We start from the raw sequence: 15,786 nt of genomic DNA, 5'->3' as shown, positions 1-15,786 counted from the left end.
GGCTATTATCCTAGCTTGGACAATAAACCACAAGCAATGTAACTTAAGCAAACTTGCTGGTTAAGCTTAATTTTTCGATTCAATCATCATTAAAGGTTCCGCTTGAGTAAATTATCATTATCGACCTTTTCAAAATCACTGGCTGCTAGCGCTATTAGTGTGCTTTTTGCTGCCAGTATTGGCCACAGTTTTGCCAATAATGATCTTCCTGATCTTGGTACCGCAGCAGTCAATACTTTTAGTTTAGAAAAAGAAACTGTGTACGGTGACGCCTATATGCGCGTTATTCGCTCATCGGCACCGGTACTCAGTGATCCAGTGTTAACCCAATATTTATCTGAACTGGGTAACAAGCTGGTTGCTAATGCCACGGGGGTAAAGACACCATTTTATTTCTTTTTACTCCGCAATGATGAAATCAACGCGTTTGCGTTTTTTGGTGGTCATGTTGGCGTGCATACGGGGTTATTTTTAAATGCCGACAACGAAAGTGAACTTGCATCGGTATTAGCCCACGAAATTACCCACGTCACTCAACGCCATTTAGCACGATCTCTTGAGGCACAACAAAAAAGCTCAACTGCCACAATTGTGGGAATGTTAGGGGCTATTTTATTAACGATTGCTGCACCACAAGCCGGTATGGCAGCCTTAGCAACCACTCAGGCCTTAGCAACACAATCTAAAATTAACTATACCCGCTTACATGAAAAAGAAGCTGATCGTATTGGAATGCAAATTCTTGTCGATGCCGGATTTGATCCTAATGCTGCCGCTACATTTTTTGGTCAACTGGCAATTCGTTATCGTTTTACCACAACACCACCACAAATGTTGCTGACGCATCCATTGCCAGAATCACGTATTACCGAGGCACGTAACCGCGCGGCTCAGTACCCTAAAAGTAATGTCCCTAACAGCCTTAACTTTCAGCTAGCTAAAGCGCGTATCCAAGTACGCTTTTCAAGTTTTAGTGATGATGCCGCGTTATCTTTGTTTGATCAACAACTCAAAAAGAACGAGTATTCGTTTAAACAGGCCGCGCTCTATGGCAAAGCTTTAGCACTTTTCCGTTTAGAAAAATTTGCACAAGCTGAAGTGATCATTGATGATTTACTAAAACAAGATGACAATAATCTGTTCTACATCGACACCAAAACAGATTTATTAGATCAGAAAAAAGATTTTGCAGGTGCAATAGCATTATTAGAAGCTCAACGGAAATTAAAACCGACCTCACAAGTGGTCAACGCTAACTTAGCCAATATTTATGTTCAGGCAGATCAGCCTAAAAAAGCTATCCCGCTGTTAGAAGAACTGATATTTTTCGATAAGCAAAGTATGCTGCCGTATCAAATTATGGCTGATGCATATCGTAAGCTAGACAATAAAGCGCTTGAGTATTATAGCAATGCTGAACTCATGGCCTTATCGGCTAACTACAAAGGTGCAATTGACCAACTCAATTATGCATATCGCTATTCTGATGGCCAAAACCTACAAATGGCACGAATTGAAGCAAGAATAAGACAATTCAGACAAGCAGATAGGGCAATGGAAGAATTAAAATAGCCGCGATAATCTAACCTTACAAGCTATTCTTTGATAGAATAATGGCAAACAATAAATCTACTTATTGTTTGCCATTTTTTAATGACGGACTATGACAATGACAACCACCAAAACAACGATATACCATAACCCTCGCTGTTCAAAAAGCCGTGAGACGCTCGCATTGTTGCAAGCTAATGCAGTAGATGTCACTGTCGTTGAATACTTAAAGACGCCACCTACAGCCGCTGAAATTCAGACTATTTTGCAACAACTTGGTTTAACAGCTCGCCAGCTTATGCGCACTAAAGAAGACGAATATAAAGCTCAAAATTTGGCTGACACATCGTTATCGGAAGATCAGCTCATCGCTGCAATGGTAGCAACACCTAAATTAATTGAACGTCCTATCGTGCTAGCCAACAACAAAGCAGCCATTGGTCGTCCACCAGAAAATGTTTTGTCTATTCTTTAACGAGTAAAATAATGACTTCACAAACCTTGTTTCAACTAAGTCGAATTGGTTACCTTGCATTACTCCTGCTGCTCAGCGGCTGGTTTATTCAACAAGGCATGAATGGCACCTACTCGCTAGGATTCAGCTTAATATGGATTGTACCTTTACTGTTTCCGCTTAAAGGCATCTTAACCGGTAACCCATATACATATGCATGGGCCAGTTTTATTCTGTGTGTATACTTATTACATGGCTTAACCCTTGCTTATGTCACCACTGATGCGCTGGTATTTGCACTGATTGAATCAGTATTGATTTGTGTCTTGTTGGTGAGTTTTCCATTCTATGCTCGTAAACGCGGCCGAGAACTGGGATTAGGGTTGAAGAAAAAGTCTGAACAACAATAAACAACCTTCATTTTTGTTGCCTCACTAAGCGCCTTCGGGCGCTTTTTTGTTAGTTGCATTTAATCAAAACAGCGTGCTACATTATTTTGCAAACAAGATGTTATAAAAATGTATTGTTAAACAATAATAAAATAGACATGGAGTCGTTTAATGAAGTTATCGCAAAATTTAGGGATCTATAGCCTTTTAGCCAGTGCCATATTCGTTAGCGCCTGCGGAGGAGATTCAGACAATAACGATCAAGGTGTGCCTACCTCATCCACTTTCGAAATCTGCAGTGAAAGTTTAACTTATTCAATTACCGACACAAACTCTCAATTGACTTTTACCCTTGAACAGCATTATGCCAAAGACAAGCCTGGCAGCATTATTGCCAACCTTAATGAACAAGACACTATTGGCAAATCATTTTTGTGGCAGCAGATATCAGGACCCAGTCTTGAACTAGCTGCAGTTAATAGCCAAGTGTTAGCATTCACACCCACAAGTAACCAAGATTACGCTTTTAAGGTGACTGTCTCTGGCGGTAATATCAACATTGAAGAAACGATATCAATTACTGCCGATTCTAATGACAATATTTTACGCATTAATAGCGATCATCAAATGGTGAATAGAACTGATGCGAGTTTACGTTTACAGAATATAAACGGCCAAGTACCTGAAAATATTAGTTGGTGCATGTATCCGAGTGCTAATAATAAAGCCTTTACCAACGTGGATTTGAGTGACATAAATAGGCCACTTTTTGTTGCGCCAAACGTCGATACCGATCAATTATTCAGTCTTAAAGCCACTGCCACATTTGATGGCCAAACCATTAGTGATGACGTCAATTTACTCGTAACCAAAGAAAAAAACGCCCCATCGGACGCCTACTTCAGCTACCCCATTGCACGAATGCACCCTTACAAGCCTAACTCAGCTTATGCTAATAATCTGGCCTATTGTGTTTACTCGAACCAACTAGTCAATCAATGTAATATTCTTAACGAGCTGCCCTTTATTAGCCAAGATACTAAGCCAGATCCGATTGATACTATTATGGACAGAGTACTTGTGTCGCACGACTGGATGGGGGCAAACTTTGAAGCCTATTTACGCGCACAAACACATAATGACTTTGTAGAATTGTTGCAATCAGTGACGGCTGTGGTCATCAGTTACGATATCAGACCAGCCTTTTATGCTGGTTTTATAGGAGCAATATATCTTGATCCTGAATACCTGTGGCTAACTTCTGCCCAGCGAGATACGATTAATGAAACCCCTGATTATCGCAGCAACTTTGGTGAAGATCTAAATTACCTCTCGCCATATCGTTATGTCAAAAACAACGATTATGCTGGTCAATATATAGAAATAGGCAACCGTACTAACCGTACCATGGAGAATATGTCTTCTAACCTAGCCAGGCTCTTGTATCATGAACTGGCTCATGCAAATGATTTTTATCCACAAAACATGCATGCCAATATTCAAGGCCCTACTTTAAAAGACGAATTTAATCGTCGTTTTGATGGTAAAGAGATGACATCAGACCAACTTAACATCCGCTATCCATTAACCAGTACTGAAATGTACGCTCTTGCTAGCGTTCAATACTCTGGTGAAAATGCAAATAACACCCAAAAAGCCTATACTCCAAGTGATGTAGCGCTATTTTTCTCAAGTGACCTCGCCAACGATGATTATGCTTATTCATCAACACGAGAAGATGTTGCCATGTTGTTTGAAGAAGTGATGATGAGCCATCGATATGGTATTTTGCGTGATATCGCCATTACTGACAAACCAGAAATTGAGACGAGCTCGACGATTGTGGTTGAATGGGGCCAACGCGGCCGAGTCGGTCAACCTGAGTTATACGATCGCGCTAGCTACGTCTTGAGTCAAATACTGCCTGAAGTTGATGTTAGCCAAGTGATGGACGGTTTACCTGCACCAGTAGCGTTAGTTAAAGGCCAAACCTGGGCACAAAACTTGGTGCTAACAACTGATCCATCAAAATCACCACAGAAAATCTCATCACAAACTGAAAAAAACACTGCTGAGACTAGACCATTGCAATTTAGTGGCAGTGATCACGTGAAGCAATAAACCATTGACTCACACAATAAAAAACGCCAAATGAATTCATTTGGCGTTTTTTATTATGTAATTGCGTAGACTGATGACGATAATTTTTGCCTAAAGAATTAAAACCTAAGGTATTAAAGTCTCAACATCTCTTTTATAAACGGAATAGTCAGTTTACGCTGATGTACCATAGAAGCTTTATCGAGTTTATCGAGTACATCAAACAAGGTGCGTAAATCACGCGCCATTCGCGTCAGTAAAAAGCGCCCTACTTCATCAGACAACTGCAAACCACGCATTGCCGCTCGGCGCTGCAAGGCCACGAGCTTTTCATCGTCTGCCATTGGTTGTAATTGATAGATTAATCCCCATTGCATACGAGAAACCAAATCTGGCAATAAAAACCCCGTTTCAGAAGGTGATGCCTTTCCGCTAACTATTAAACGGCAATCTTGTTGCTCAGCTATACGATTATATAGATGAAAAATAGCTTCTTCCCATACAGGATGACCCGCTATGGCTTCTATATCATCAATACAAATCAATTCCAGAGATTCTAGGCCCTCAAATAATGCCGGTGAAATACTCGCATGAATGCCTAATGGGATATAGAGAGTGCGGCGTTCTAGGTCATTGGCAAGGGCACAAGCTGCATGCATTAAATGCGTGCGGCCTGATTTTTCTGGGCCATATACATACAAAGAAGACGCTAGATTGCCTTCAGCGCTAGCTTGAAGTTTCTGGATCAACTCATCATTACCCGAAGCAGGATAATAACTCTGAAAGGTTTCATCGTCAGGTAGATAAACGGGTAAAGATAATTGTCTTGGTGAGTTTTGTGTCACTCAGATAGGTCTCAAAATCATAAACTAACTAACGTTATTATACCTAAATCCGTCAATTATGCGAGTATCAGCAAGAATCCTGCACATAAAGATCACCTCGGTATAGCATTTCACGCTGTACAATTAAAGTGTACAGCGCACCTTTTGATAATACTTATTGGCCCAACCATTGATAAAGTAATTTAGGCGTAGAATTGTCGGCCTTAGACTCATAAAATGACTCCACACTGCCAACGGTATCTAATTTTGATAACCGACTATCAATATTAAGCAATCGTTGCAAGTCATCTACACTGCTAAACAATTCTATCGTATAAGTGGCTGCTTCACCCTTAAACTGACTAAGTTTCAGGGATTTCACCGCACTAAGCTGACGAAGATAGGTTTCAATATTTACCACTTGAGTCATGTTGTTTAACCCAGTAAAGCTGACTTGGGTAGCTACATCACTGCCTGTAGAGGCTATGGCAAACTGGCTAATATAATAATCGGCCAGAATGTTCATCATTCGCTTCGTGGCTTGTTGATAATCCGTCGCTTCACCCTGTTGTGAAATTAACGGCTGTAGTACACCATTAGTTCTATTTTTATCAAATAATTTGATGGTGAAATGAACGTTACTGCTTTGAGTATCCAAATTGGCAATAGCGAAGTAATCAGCTTGATAACGGGTAGATGCATTAGCTAACACATCAGTAAACATTCCACGTACATCAGTGATACTCACTTGCATCACATCATCCAAATCCATAATAGGCAGCAATAACGGAATGCCTTTATTATTAGACTCTTGAGCCAACTCTGATCGAATATCGGCTGAAGAAGCATCAGCTAAAATAGACGGTTCATTATTTTCATCAACCGACATCCATAACAAGGTTAATGGTCGTTGACTGCCCCAAACAGGTAAACCGGCTTGACGTAACGTTGAAATAACCCGTTGATGGTCAAAGCTGGCTTTGAGCATGAGTTCACCATTTTTCTCATAATAACCGTATTGAGTCAAAATGACTTCTGGGTTATTAATTTGGTCTTTTACCAATGGGTTTAATACTACACTCGGCAGACCAGAGTTTTTTAAGAAAACGGCAGCTAATGCCTCTTTAAGGGCGTTATTTTTCACATCGTTTGCGCGTGAAGCTACCGTAATATCGGCTTCATCAAGCTTGCTCACTTCAGCAGCATGCACAAGCGTAATCGAGGTTAACGCAATTAGTGGTAACGTAATGAGATTAATTAGTTTTTTCAGCATCTGATAACATAAACGCAGCAAATATAAGTGAACAAATTATATCATAATAAAATTCTATCGAGTAATGGATAACGAAAACTCTTTTTTACTGCCGCCAAATTGACCCAGTATTGTAGCCATATCAAATAACAATAATCGCTACAGCGTCCTCAAAGTTGTTATGCATATTATCGCTTTTATGTGACAATTCGCGCCGTTTAATCACACGCTAACTTTCTAAATAATGATGGAGAACAATATGAAACGCGTGTTAATTCCGCTTCAAGGCGCACAAATGCTATTTGTCGCTTTTGGGGCACTCGTGCTAATGCCGTTATTAACGGGTTTAGACACCAGTGTCGCATTATTTACAGCCGGTTTCGGTACCCTACTGTTTCAATTAGTCACTAAACGTCAAGTACCTGTATTCCTCGCTTCTTCCTTTGCCTTTATTGCGCCCATTTTATATGGCGTACAAACATGGGGTATTCCTGCCACCATGGGCGGTTTAATGGCTGCTGGCGTGGTGTATATGCTACTTGGATTAACAGTAAAACTTCGTGGCACTGGATTTATACATACTTTATTACCTCCGGTTGTTGTCGGCCCAGTCATTATGATCATTGGCTTAGGCTTAGCGCCTGTAGCCGTCAATATGGCATTAGGTAAAAGTGGTGATGGAAGCTTGATCATCGTAGAGCAAAATGTCGCGCTAACGATTTCACTTTCGGCATTAATGACCACCATAATCGTAGCGATTTTTGCTAAAGGATTGGTCCGACTAATGCCTATTCTGGCGGGTATATTGGTTGGCTATGGTGTGAGCTTAGCCTTTGGTGTTGTCGATTTCACCCCAGTTACTCAAGCGGCTTGGTTAGCCATGCCAAACTTTGTCGCCCCAGAATTTAACTGGCATGCGATTCTATTTATGATCCCAGTTGCCATTGCACCAGCGGTTGAACATATCGGCGATATTTTGGCCATTTCTAACGTGACGGGTAAAGACTATTTTAAAAAGCCTGGTTTACATCGTACCCTTACTGGCGATGGTATTGCTACGATAGCAGCGTCGGCATTGGGCGGTCCGCCTAATACCACTTACAGTGAAGTAACCGGTGCGGTTACACTGACCAAAAGTTTTGATCCACGGATCATGACCTGGACAGCCATCACTGCGATAACCCTAGCTTTTGTCGGTAAATTGGGTGCCATGATGCAAACCATACCTGTACCGGTAATGGGCGGTATTATGTGCTTATTATTTGGCTCGATTGCAGCTGTTGGATTAAATACCTTAATTCGTCATCAAGTCGATTTATCTGAACCTCGTAATCTGAGTATTGTCGGGGTAACGTTGGTGTTTGGTATTGGCGGAATGGCGTTTGGTATTGGCTCGTTTAGCTTAACGGGGATAAGTTTGTGCGGTATTGTTGCTATTTTGATGAACTTGATTTTACCTGCCGTGAAAAAGCCACAGGTTGAAAAGTAACTTTCTGTAACCGCATGCAGAAGCACTGCTTAGTAAGTACATGTTTAAAAAATAATAAAAAGCCCCAACAGCCTTTCGCTTTGGGGCTTTTTTTGAGTGCGTAAACACTCAATCATCTGCAATTACTCTGCTGCGTCTTCTGTACGGAATTTATCAGCAGTTGCTTTAATAATTGGTTGAAGTTCACCTTTTTGGAACATTTCAGTGATAATGTCACAGCCACCAATTAACTCGCCTTCTACCCATAATTGTGGGAATGTTGGCCAGTTAGCAAATTTTGGTAATTCAGCACGAATATCTGGGTGCTGTAAAATATCTACGAACGCAAATTGTTCACCACAGTTGATCATCACTTGAGCAACTTGAGATGAAAATCCACAGCTTGGTAATTTAGGTGAACCTTTCATGTACACAATAATTGGGTTTTCGGTAATTTGCTGTTTAATCTTTTCTACAGTTTCCATTTGATTTCCTAAGTACGACGACTGAATACATAATGTCTATTGTACGACACCTAGACTAAGAACAAAATGCCACAGTTTGTAGGGTTTATCTAAAATCCATAAAATCGATTACTGCAATCCACATAATTCCCTAAACAATGATTCACATCACAAAAATAATCAGTACAATAGCAATAGAGCAATGTTACCTGATGGGTAAACAAAACGATAACCTGAATCCATGGAGAGATACTAATGGCCTTCGAATTACCAGCATTACCTTATGCAAAGAACGCACTTGAACCACACATTTCTCAAGAAACCATTGAGTTCCATTATGGTAAGCATCACAACACATATGTGGTTAAACTAAACGGTTTAGTTGAAGGAACTGAGTTTGCGGGCAAAACACTAGAAGAAGTTGTTAAAACTTCAACTGGCGGTATGTTCAACAACGCGGCTCAAGTTTGGAACCACACTTTTTACTGGAATTGCTTAGCACCTAATGCTGGCGGCGAAGCAACTGGCGATATCGCTGCTGCTATCAATGCTTCTTTTGGTTCTTTTGAAGAATTCAAAGCTAAATTTACTGATTCTGCAGTAAATAACTTTGGTAGCGCTTGGACATGGTTAGTGAAAAAAGCTGATGGTTCATTAGCGATTGTTAACACTAGCAATGCTGCTACACCGTTAACAGATGAGTCTGTTACGATTCTATTAACTGTAGATGTATGGGAACATGCTTACTACGTTGATTACCGTAATGCACGTCCAGAATATTTAGCTCACTTCTGGCAGCTTGTTAACTGGGAATTTGTTAATAAGAATTTTGCTGCTTAATTTCGATTAACTGCAAAAATTAAAGGAGCCTTCTGGCTCCTTTTTTTGTCATTTTATCCGCCTAAAGTACGCTGCCTATCATCAGACTATGTTTGCAACTATTGCAAATGCTACTGTTTGTTATTGTTTTTATTTGATTTATTTTTCATTAAAACTTCGCCAAGTTATTTACCCTGTCCTACACTTTAGTCGTAAAGCCTAATATTGCGCTAACAGATTTAACATTACATTCTTGACCATCGCATTCATCACTCAGGCTTTTTACGTCATACAACTGTATGTTTTGAGGGGGTTACTATGGGCATTTTTGAGCACTATCAACAACGCTATGAAAAAAAACGTGACGAAGAATATACCTTAGAGCAATTTCTCGATATCTGTAAACAAGACAGAAGTGCCTATGTGTCTGCTGCCGAACGGTTACTCATGGCCATTGGTGAACCGCAGATTATTGACACAGCAAAAAATCCAATTTTAAGTCGGATTTTTTCTAATCGTGTTATTGCACAGTATCCCGCATTTAAAGATTTCTATGGCATGGAAGATGCGATTGAACAAATCGTGGCCTACTTGAAACATTCTGCTCAAGGCTTAGAAGAGTCAAAGCAAATATTATATCTCTTAGGCCCTGTCGGTGGCGGTAAATCATCGCTGGCCGAAAAACTCAAAGCATTAATGCAACAAGTGCCGATTTACATATTAACTGCCGATGGCGTTCGTAGTCCTGTCAACGACCACCCATTTTGTCTGTTTGATCCTGAAGAAGACAGTGAACTACTCAAAAACGAATACAACATACCAAGTCGTTATATCAAAACGATTATGTCACCATGGACAGTAAAACGTTTACACCAGTATGGTGGTGATATCTCAAAATTTAGAGTCGTAAAAGTGTATCCATCGGTGCTCGATCAAATCGGTATTGCTAAAACAGAACCCGGAGATGAAAATAACCAAGATATTTCTGCTTTGGTGGGTAAAGTTGATATTCGTCAGTTAGAACATTTTTCACAAGATGATGCCGACGCTTATGCTTACTCAGGTGCGTTATGTCGTGCAAACCAAGGGTTGATGGAGTTTGTTGAAATGTTTAAAGCCCCCATTAAGGTCCTTCATCCATTATTGACTGCGACTCAGGAAGGCAATTACAACGGTACTGAAGGCTTATCGGCCTTGCCGTATAACGGTATTATTTTGGCCCATTCTAATGAGTCAGAATGGTCCGCGTTTAGGAATAATAAAAATAACGAAGCGTTTTTAGATCGCGTCTATATTGTCAAAGTGCCCTATTGTTTGCGGGTATCCGAAGAAATGGAAATTTATCAAAAATTATTGGCTAATTCTGAATTATCCACTGCATCTTGTGCACCAGGTACCTTAGAAACCTTGGCACAATTTAGCGTGTTATCGCGGTTAAAAGTGCCCGAAAACTCGTCTATTTATTCAAAAATGCGCGTCTATAACGGTGAAAGCTTAAAAGACACCGATCCCAAAGCGAAATCCTACCAAGAATATCGGGACTATGCTGGCGTAGATGAAGGCATGCAAGGGCTATCGACCCGATTTGCCTTTAAGATTTTGTCACGAGTATTCAATTTTGACAGTGCAGAAATCGCCGCAAACCCAGTCCACTTATTTTATGTACTGGAAAAGCAAATTGAACAAGAACAATTTCCTAACGATATAAGTGAGAAATATTTAGAGTTTCTTAAAGGTTATTTAATCCCTAAGTATGTTGAGTTTATCGGTAAAGAGATCCAAACCGCTTACCTTGAGTCGTATTCTGAATACGGACAAAATATTTTCGACCGTTATGTTACCTATGCTGATTTTTGGATCCAAGATCAAGAATATCGCGACCCAGAAACAGGACAACTTTTTGATCGTGGTGCCTTAAATGCTGAATTAGAGAAAATTGAAAAACCAGCGGGGATCAGTAATCCAAAAGATTTCCGCAATGAAATTGTTAACTTCGTCTTACGTGCTCGAGCCAATAATGAAGGCAATAATCCTCTGTGGACTAGCTATGAGAAATTACGCACCGTGATTGAGAAAAAAATGTTTTCCAACACAGAAGATTTGCTGCCCGTTATTTCGTTTAACGGCAAAACATCGAATGACGATCAACGTAAGCATGACGACTTTGTTAATCGCATGATGGAAAAAGGCTACACCAAAAAACAAGTCAGACTATTGTCAGAATGGTATTTACGAGTGCGTAAATCATCGTAGACACCCAATAATTGGCAGCGCCGTTGACCTGGGCGCTACCAAACATAAGACTTGGGAGCGACGTATGGCAAATTTTATTGATAGACGACTCAACGCAAAAGGAAAAAGCACTGTTAATCGGCAGCGTTTTATTGAACGCTATAAAAAACAAATCAAAAAAGCTGTCGGTGATGCGGTAACACGCCGAAGTGTTACGGATATTGATAAAGGTGAACAGATTAGTATTCCCAAGCGGGATCTCAGTGAGCCCGTTTTTAGGCAAGGACAAGGTGGAATAAGGGACAGAGTTCATCCTGGCAATGATCAATTTAATCGTGGCGACCAAATTCAACGACCTAAAGGCGGACAAGGCGGTGCAGGTCAAGGCGATGCCTCAAATATTGGCGAAGGTGACGACGATTTTGTATTTACTATTTCAAAAGATGAATATTTAGCATTGTTGTTTGAAGATCTCGAACTGCCAAACTTACAGAATAATCGCCTTAATAAATTGGTTGAATATCAAACCTATCGTGCAGGCTTCACCAATGATGGCGTACCCGCCAATATCAATATTGTCAGATCACTGCGTTCATCACTCGCTAGACGCATCGCCATGAGCGGCGGGAAAAAGAAAGCACTACAGGCATTGGAAGCCGAACTTGCGGTATTAGAAGATACTCCTGGCGCTCAAGCCGAGCGGATTATAGCCATCAAAGAGCAAATAACAGTGCTCAAGCAGCAAATCGCTAAAGTACCATTTATCGATACCTTTGATTTACGCTATAACAACTATGCGAAACGCGAAGTCCCTTCAAGTCAAGCGGTGATGTTTTGTTTAATGGATGTGTCAGGTTCGATGGATCAAGCTACCAAAGATATGGCTAAACGTTTTTATATTCTATTGTATCTATTTCTGACCCGCAGTTATCAGAACCTCGAGGTGGTATATATTCGCCACCATACACAGGCAAAAGAAGTCGATGAACACGAATTTTTTTACTCACAAGAAACCGGCGGAACCATAGTATCAAGCGCATTAAAACTGATGCATGAAATACAACAAGCTCGTTACCCTGAAAATGAATGGAATATCTATGCAGCTCAAGCTTCTGATGGCGATAATTGGTCCGACGACTCCCCCACTTGCCATGAGATATTAGCAAAACATATTCTGCCCAAAGTACGCTATTTCAGTTACATCGAAATCAGTCATCGGGCTCATCAAACCCTGTGGCATCAATATGAACAGTTACAACAGCAGTTTGACAATATTGCGGTACAGCATATTCACCAAGTTGAAGATATCTATCCCGTTTTCCGTGAACTCTTTAAAAAACAAGCTATATAGGAGGCTATCATGGTTCAACATAAACGTAACCCGTTAGATGATGGTCCCGAGTGGACATTTGATTTACTGCAAAAATATCAATATGAAATTGAACAGGCCGCGGCTTTCTTTAAACTTGATACTTATCCGAATCAAATTGAAATTATTACCGCGGAACAAATGATGGATGCTTATGCAGGGATAGGAATGCCGATTGGTTACACTCATTGGTCATTTGGTAAACGGTTTATCCAAACAGAACAAGGCTACAAGCGCGGCCAAATGGGGTTAGCTTATGAAATTGTGATAAATTCCGACCCCTGCATCGCCTATTTAATGGAAGAAAATACCATCACGATGCAAGCATTGGTTATGGCTCACGCCTGTTATGGCCACAATAGTTTTTTTAAAAATAACTATTTATTTAACACCTGGACCGATGCGAGTTCGATTATTGATTATTTAGTTTTTGCTAAGAATTATATTCGTGAATGTGAATTACGTTATGGTGTAGAGCAAGTTGAACTGACCTTAGACTCTTGCCATGCATTAATGAATTACGGTGTAGACCGCTACAAACGTCCAGCTGAAGTATCACTTAAAGAAGAACAAGCAAGACAACAAGAGCGTGAAGATTATCTGCAAAGCCAAGTGAATGACTTATGGCGAACGCTGCCTACATCGCCACAAACAGACACCCCTGAAACGACGGCTATTTTCCCCAGTGAACCTCAAGAAAACATTTTATATTTTATTGAAAAAAACGCACCATTATTAGCACCTTGGCAACGTGAATTGGTGCGCATAGTACGTAAGATGGCGCAATATTTTTACCCACAAAAGCAAACCCAAGTGATGAACGAAGGCTGGGCAACTTTTTGGCATTACACCATACTTAATCGCTTATATGATACCGATAAAGTTACCGACCGTTTCATGTTGGAATTCTTGCAAAATCACACCGCAGTGGTCGCTCAACCTGCCTATAATAGTCCACATTATAGTGGCATAAACCCCTATGCTTTAGGTTTTGCAATGTTTATCGATATCAGACGCATCTGCGAAACCCCCACTGAAGAAGATCGAAAATGGTTTCCAGACATTGCAGGCAGCGATTGGCTGACAACGGTTCACTTTGCCATGAAACACTTTAAAGATGAGAGTTTTATTAGCCAATATCTATCACCTAAAGTGATTCGTGACTTTAAGCTATTTGGTATTTTAGATAATGAAAAACGCAGTCAACTATCAATATCGGCCATTCATGATGATCAAGGTTACCAAGATATTCGCAACACCCTATCACAACAATATAATCTGTCGAATATTGAGCCCAATATACAAGTACAACAAGTGCAAGTGAACGGTGACAGGTCAATTATCTTACGCTACATACCATTTGACGGCATCCCGCTGGCAGACAACCATCAAGAGGTATTAAAGCATTTACATCGATTATGGGGATTTAATGTCACCTTGGAGCAACTTGATGACTTAGGCATTGTTAGTACCTTGTCAATGTGTCCAGAAACAGCAGCATAAAGTCTATCTAGTTTACAGTCTGTGGTTTGAACGAGATGATTTATGCTATAAAAAAGAGCCAATCGATTTGATTGGCTCTTTTTTAAGTGTAAATGAGAGGTTTTACTCACTAATTCACTAGGATTTATCATGACCCATTTCAGCAGGTAAATCATCACGTAATTTTTGCCACATTTTGCCACTTTCGATACCATTGATACGCATTAATGCTGGTACGTCAGAGTAATTTTTATCTTTAGCTAACTTTTCAAGTTTGACATAAAAACGCATGGTTAATTCACGAGCTTCTTGGCTCGAAAAATAATATCGACCAACACGATTATAAAGACCTTTGAAACCATTTAAAATCAATACATACAATGGATTACCTGATGCAAAAGCTAATGTATGATGCAATTGGTAATCAAATGTAGCATACGCTTCTGCATCATTTTCTAAGCTATGAATACCCGCTAATACATCAACTACTTTTTCAGGATTGTGGCGAATGGAGGCCCTAAAATAAATGTTGCTTACGTTACCACGAGCAGCCATTAATTGGTCGACAAGTAGTGGAAAACCATCCGGATTTAAATCAGCAATGGTTTCTAAAATATTTAACCCAGACGTTTCCCAAAAATTATTCACCTGGGTAGGTTTACCATGTTGAATTTTCAACCAACCATCTCGAGCAAGACGTTGTAACACTTCTCTTAACGTTGTTCGAGTAACACCGATAAGTTCAGAGAGCTCACGTTCAGCAGGTAAAATTGATCCCGGTGGAAATTTGTTTTCCCAAATGGAACGAACAATATATTTCTCGGCAAAACTCGCTGGCCCTTTGGCATTGATGATCATCAGCCTTCATATCCTATTGCTAAACAATGGCGAAACTATTGTGACTGATCATACCAGAGCGGTAGAAAATAAAAACCATTGTTTAATCACTACGCTCATTACGATTGATTTTCAAACAACTAAACTGAGCAAAAATCAATAATTGAATATTCATCACATTAAACCACTATAATCATCGACATATCATCAATTTATCTGATAGAACTCTTTAAGTTTAGTATATAATGATGTAGCTAGTTTGTTAACGCTACGTGCTAATTCTAACGACAATAACAGCGTTACAATTCGATTTTTTTTAAGCTACACTAGCGATGAAAATAAGAGCCATACGTAGTTAGTGAGTAAACTATTTTGCTAACACATTGTTTGCTATAACAAGATATCTTTATTCAACAGAGAGTAATTGGCCAAAATACTCAGTTCAATCGAATTGAATTTTAAACTCAATTAACGAAAAATTGATGCTTATCAAGTTTTCTAATCTGAGTTGCCTCTATTCTCCCAAATCTATTTGAAAATAATGA

The 15,786-nt window shown here is 39.9% G+C and carries 13 protein-coding genes; 9 read left to right on the top strand and 4 right to left on the bottom strand.

The window, feature by feature from the left end; genetic code table 11:
* Positions 1–138: 138 nt before the first annotated feature.
* The 4 genes from CXF88_RS15140 to CXF88_RS15125 all read left to right on the top strand — a co-directional run bounded on the left by CXF88_RS15140 (position 139) and on the right by CXF88_RS15125 (position 4,515).
* On the top strand, positions 139–1,572 hold the full coding sequence (locus CXF88_RS15140; RefSeq protein ID WP_242445180.1) for a M48 family metalloprotease: 1,434 nt from the start codon (positions 139–141) through the stop codon (positions 1,570–1,572).
* A 97-nt stretch (positions 1,573–1,669) separates the two neighbouring features.
* Complete coding sequence (gene arsC / locus CXF88_RS15135; protein ID WP_101087594.1) at positions 1,670–2,026, top strand: arsenate reductase (glutaredoxin); 357 nt, start codon at positions 1,670–1,672, stop codon at positions 2,024–2,026.
* 11 nt (positions 2,027–2,037) lie between these two features.
* Complete coding sequence (locus CXF88_RS15130; RefSeq protein WP_011637219.1) at positions 2,038–2,415, top strand: DUF2069 domain-containing protein; 378 nt, start codon at positions 2,038–2,040, stop codon at positions 2,413–2,415.
* 150 nt (positions 2,416–2,565) lie between these two features.
* Positions 2,566–4,515: a hypothetical protein gene (locus CXF88_RS15125; RefSeq protein ID WP_101087593.1), complete on the top strand. Its 1,950-nt coding sequence runs from the start codon at positions 2,566–2,568 to the stop codon at positions 4,513–4,515.
* A 113-nt stretch (positions 4,516–4,628) separates the two neighbouring features.
* Here the strand turns inward: CXF88_RS15125 and hda are convergent, their stop codons facing one another.
* Together hda and CXF88_RS15115 are read right to left on the bottom strand one after the other, a co-directional pair.
* Positions 4,629–5,339 carry a DnaA inactivator Hda gene (gene hda / locus CXF88_RS15120; protein ID WP_059745344.1) on the bottom strand — a complete coding sequence of 237 codons (711 nt, stop codon included), beginning with the start codon at positions 5,337–5,339 and terminating at the stop codon, positions 4,629–4,631.
* 154 nt (positions 5,340–5,493) lie between these two features.
* Complete coding sequence (locus CXF88_RS15115; RefSeq protein ID WP_101087592.1) at positions 5,494–6,591, bottom strand: DUF2066 domain-containing protein; 1,098 nt, start codon at positions 6,589–6,591, stop codon at positions 5,494–5,496.
* 238 nt (positions 6,592–6,829) lie between these two features.
* On the opposite strand from CXF88_RS15115, the gene CXF88_RS15110 reads away from it, so the two are divergent.
* Entirely contained in the window at positions 6,830–8,059 is a 1,230-nt protein-coding gene (locus CXF88_RS15110) for a uracil-xanthine permease family protein (protein WP_101087591.1), read from the top strand.
* A gap of 122 nt (positions 8,060–8,181) precedes the next feature.
* Here CXF88_RS15110 and grxD read toward each other — a convergent pair whose 3' ends face one another.
* The gene (gene grxD, locus CXF88_RS15105; RefSeq protein WP_101087590.1) at positions 8,182–8,523 is read right to left on the bottom strand and encodes a Grx4 family monothiol glutaredoxin; all 342 of its coding nucleotides are present in this window, start codon (positions 8,521–8,523) and stop codon (positions 8,182–8,184) included.
* A gap of 234 nt (positions 8,524–8,757) precedes the next feature.
* On the opposite strand from grxD, the gene sodB reads away from it, so the two are divergent.
* The 4 genes from sodB (at position 8,758) to CXF88_RS15085 (ending at position 14,425) form a co-directional block, all read left to right on the top strand.
* Complete coding sequence (gene sodB / locus CXF88_RS15100; protein ID WP_011637213.1) at positions 8,758–9,342, top strand: superoxide dismutase [Fe]; 585 nt, start codon at positions 8,758–8,760, stop codon at positions 9,340–9,342.
* A 297-nt stretch (positions 9,343–9,639) separates the two neighbouring features.
* Entirely contained in the window at positions 9,640–11,574 is a 1,935-nt protein-coding gene (locus CXF88_RS15095) for a PrkA family serine protein kinase (RefSeq protein ID WP_101087589.1), read from the top strand.
* A 64-nt stretch (positions 11,575–11,638) separates the two neighbouring features.
* On the top strand, positions 11,639–12,904 hold the full coding sequence (locus CXF88_RS15090; RefSeq protein WP_101087588.1) for a YeaH/YhbH family protein: 1,266 nt from the start codon (positions 11,639–11,641) through the stop codon (positions 12,902–12,904).
* 9 nt (positions 12,905–12,913) lie between these two features.
* Positions 12,914–14,425 carry a SpoVR family protein gene (locus tag CXF88_RS15085; protein ID WP_101087587.1) on the top strand — a complete coding sequence of 504 codons (1,512 nt, stop codon included), beginning with the start codon at positions 12,914–12,916 and terminating at the stop codon, positions 14,423–14,425.
* A 117-nt stretch (positions 14,426–14,542) separates the two neighbouring features.
* On the opposite strand, the gene fadR is transcribed toward CXF88_RS15085, so the two are convergent.
* Positions 14,543–15,262, bottom strand: coding sequence for a fatty acid metabolism transcriptional regulator FadR (fadR, locus tag CXF88_RS15080; RefSeq protein ID WP_101087586.1), 720 nt, complete (start codon positions 15,260–15,262; stop codon positions 14,543–14,545).
* Positions 15,263–15,786: the final 524 nt, after the last annotated feature.

This window comes from Shewanella sp. ALD9 (genome assembly GCF_002836315.1).
Lineage (GTDB): Bacteria > Pseudomonadota > Gammaproteobacteria > Enterobacterales > Shewanellaceae > Shewanella.
This window is presented reverse-complemented; position numbering and strand designations above follow the sequence as displayed.

Coding starts and splice junctions, on each gene's coding strand:
- arsC (WP_101087594.1), top strand. CDS start 1,670: ATGACAACCACCAAAACAACGATATACCATAACCCTCGCTGTTCAAAA.
- CXF88_RS15130 (WP_011637219.1), top strand. CDS start 2,038: ATGACTTCACAAACCTTGTTTCAACTAAGTCGAATTGGTTACCTTGCA.
- CXF88_RS15125 (WP_101087593.1), top strand. CDS start 2,566: ATGAAGTTATCGCAAAATTTAGGGATCTATAGCCTTTTAGCCAGTGCC.
- CXF88_RS15115 (WP_101087592.1), bottom strand. CDS start 6,591: ATGCTGAAAAAACTAATTAATCTCATTACGTTACCACTAATTGCGTTA.
- CXF88_RS15110 (WP_101087591.1), top strand. CDS start 6,830: ATGAAACGCGTGTTAATTCCGCTTCAAGGCGCACAAATGCTATTTGTC.
- grxD (WP_101087590.1), bottom strand. CDS start 8,523: ATGGAAACTGTAGAAAAGATTAAACAGCAAATTACCGAAAACCCAATT.
- sodB (WP_011637213.1), top strand. CDS start 8,758: ATGGCCTTCGAATTACCAGCATTACCTTATGCAAAGAACGCACTTGAA.
- CXF88_RS15095 (WP_101087589.1), top strand. CDS start 9,640: ATGGGCATTTTTGAGCACTATCAACAACGCTATGAAAAAAAACGTGAC.
- CXF88_RS15090 (WP_101087588.1), top strand. CDS start 11,639: ATGGCAAATTTTATTGATAGACGACTCAACGCAAAAGGAAAAAGCACT.
- CXF88_RS15085 (WP_101087587.1), top strand. CDS start 12,914: ATGGTTCAACATAAACGTAACCCGTTAGATGATGGTCCCGAGTGGACA.
- fadR (WP_101087586.1), bottom strand. CDS start 15,262: ATGATCATCAATGCCAAAGGGCCAGCGAGTTTTGCCGAGAAATATATT.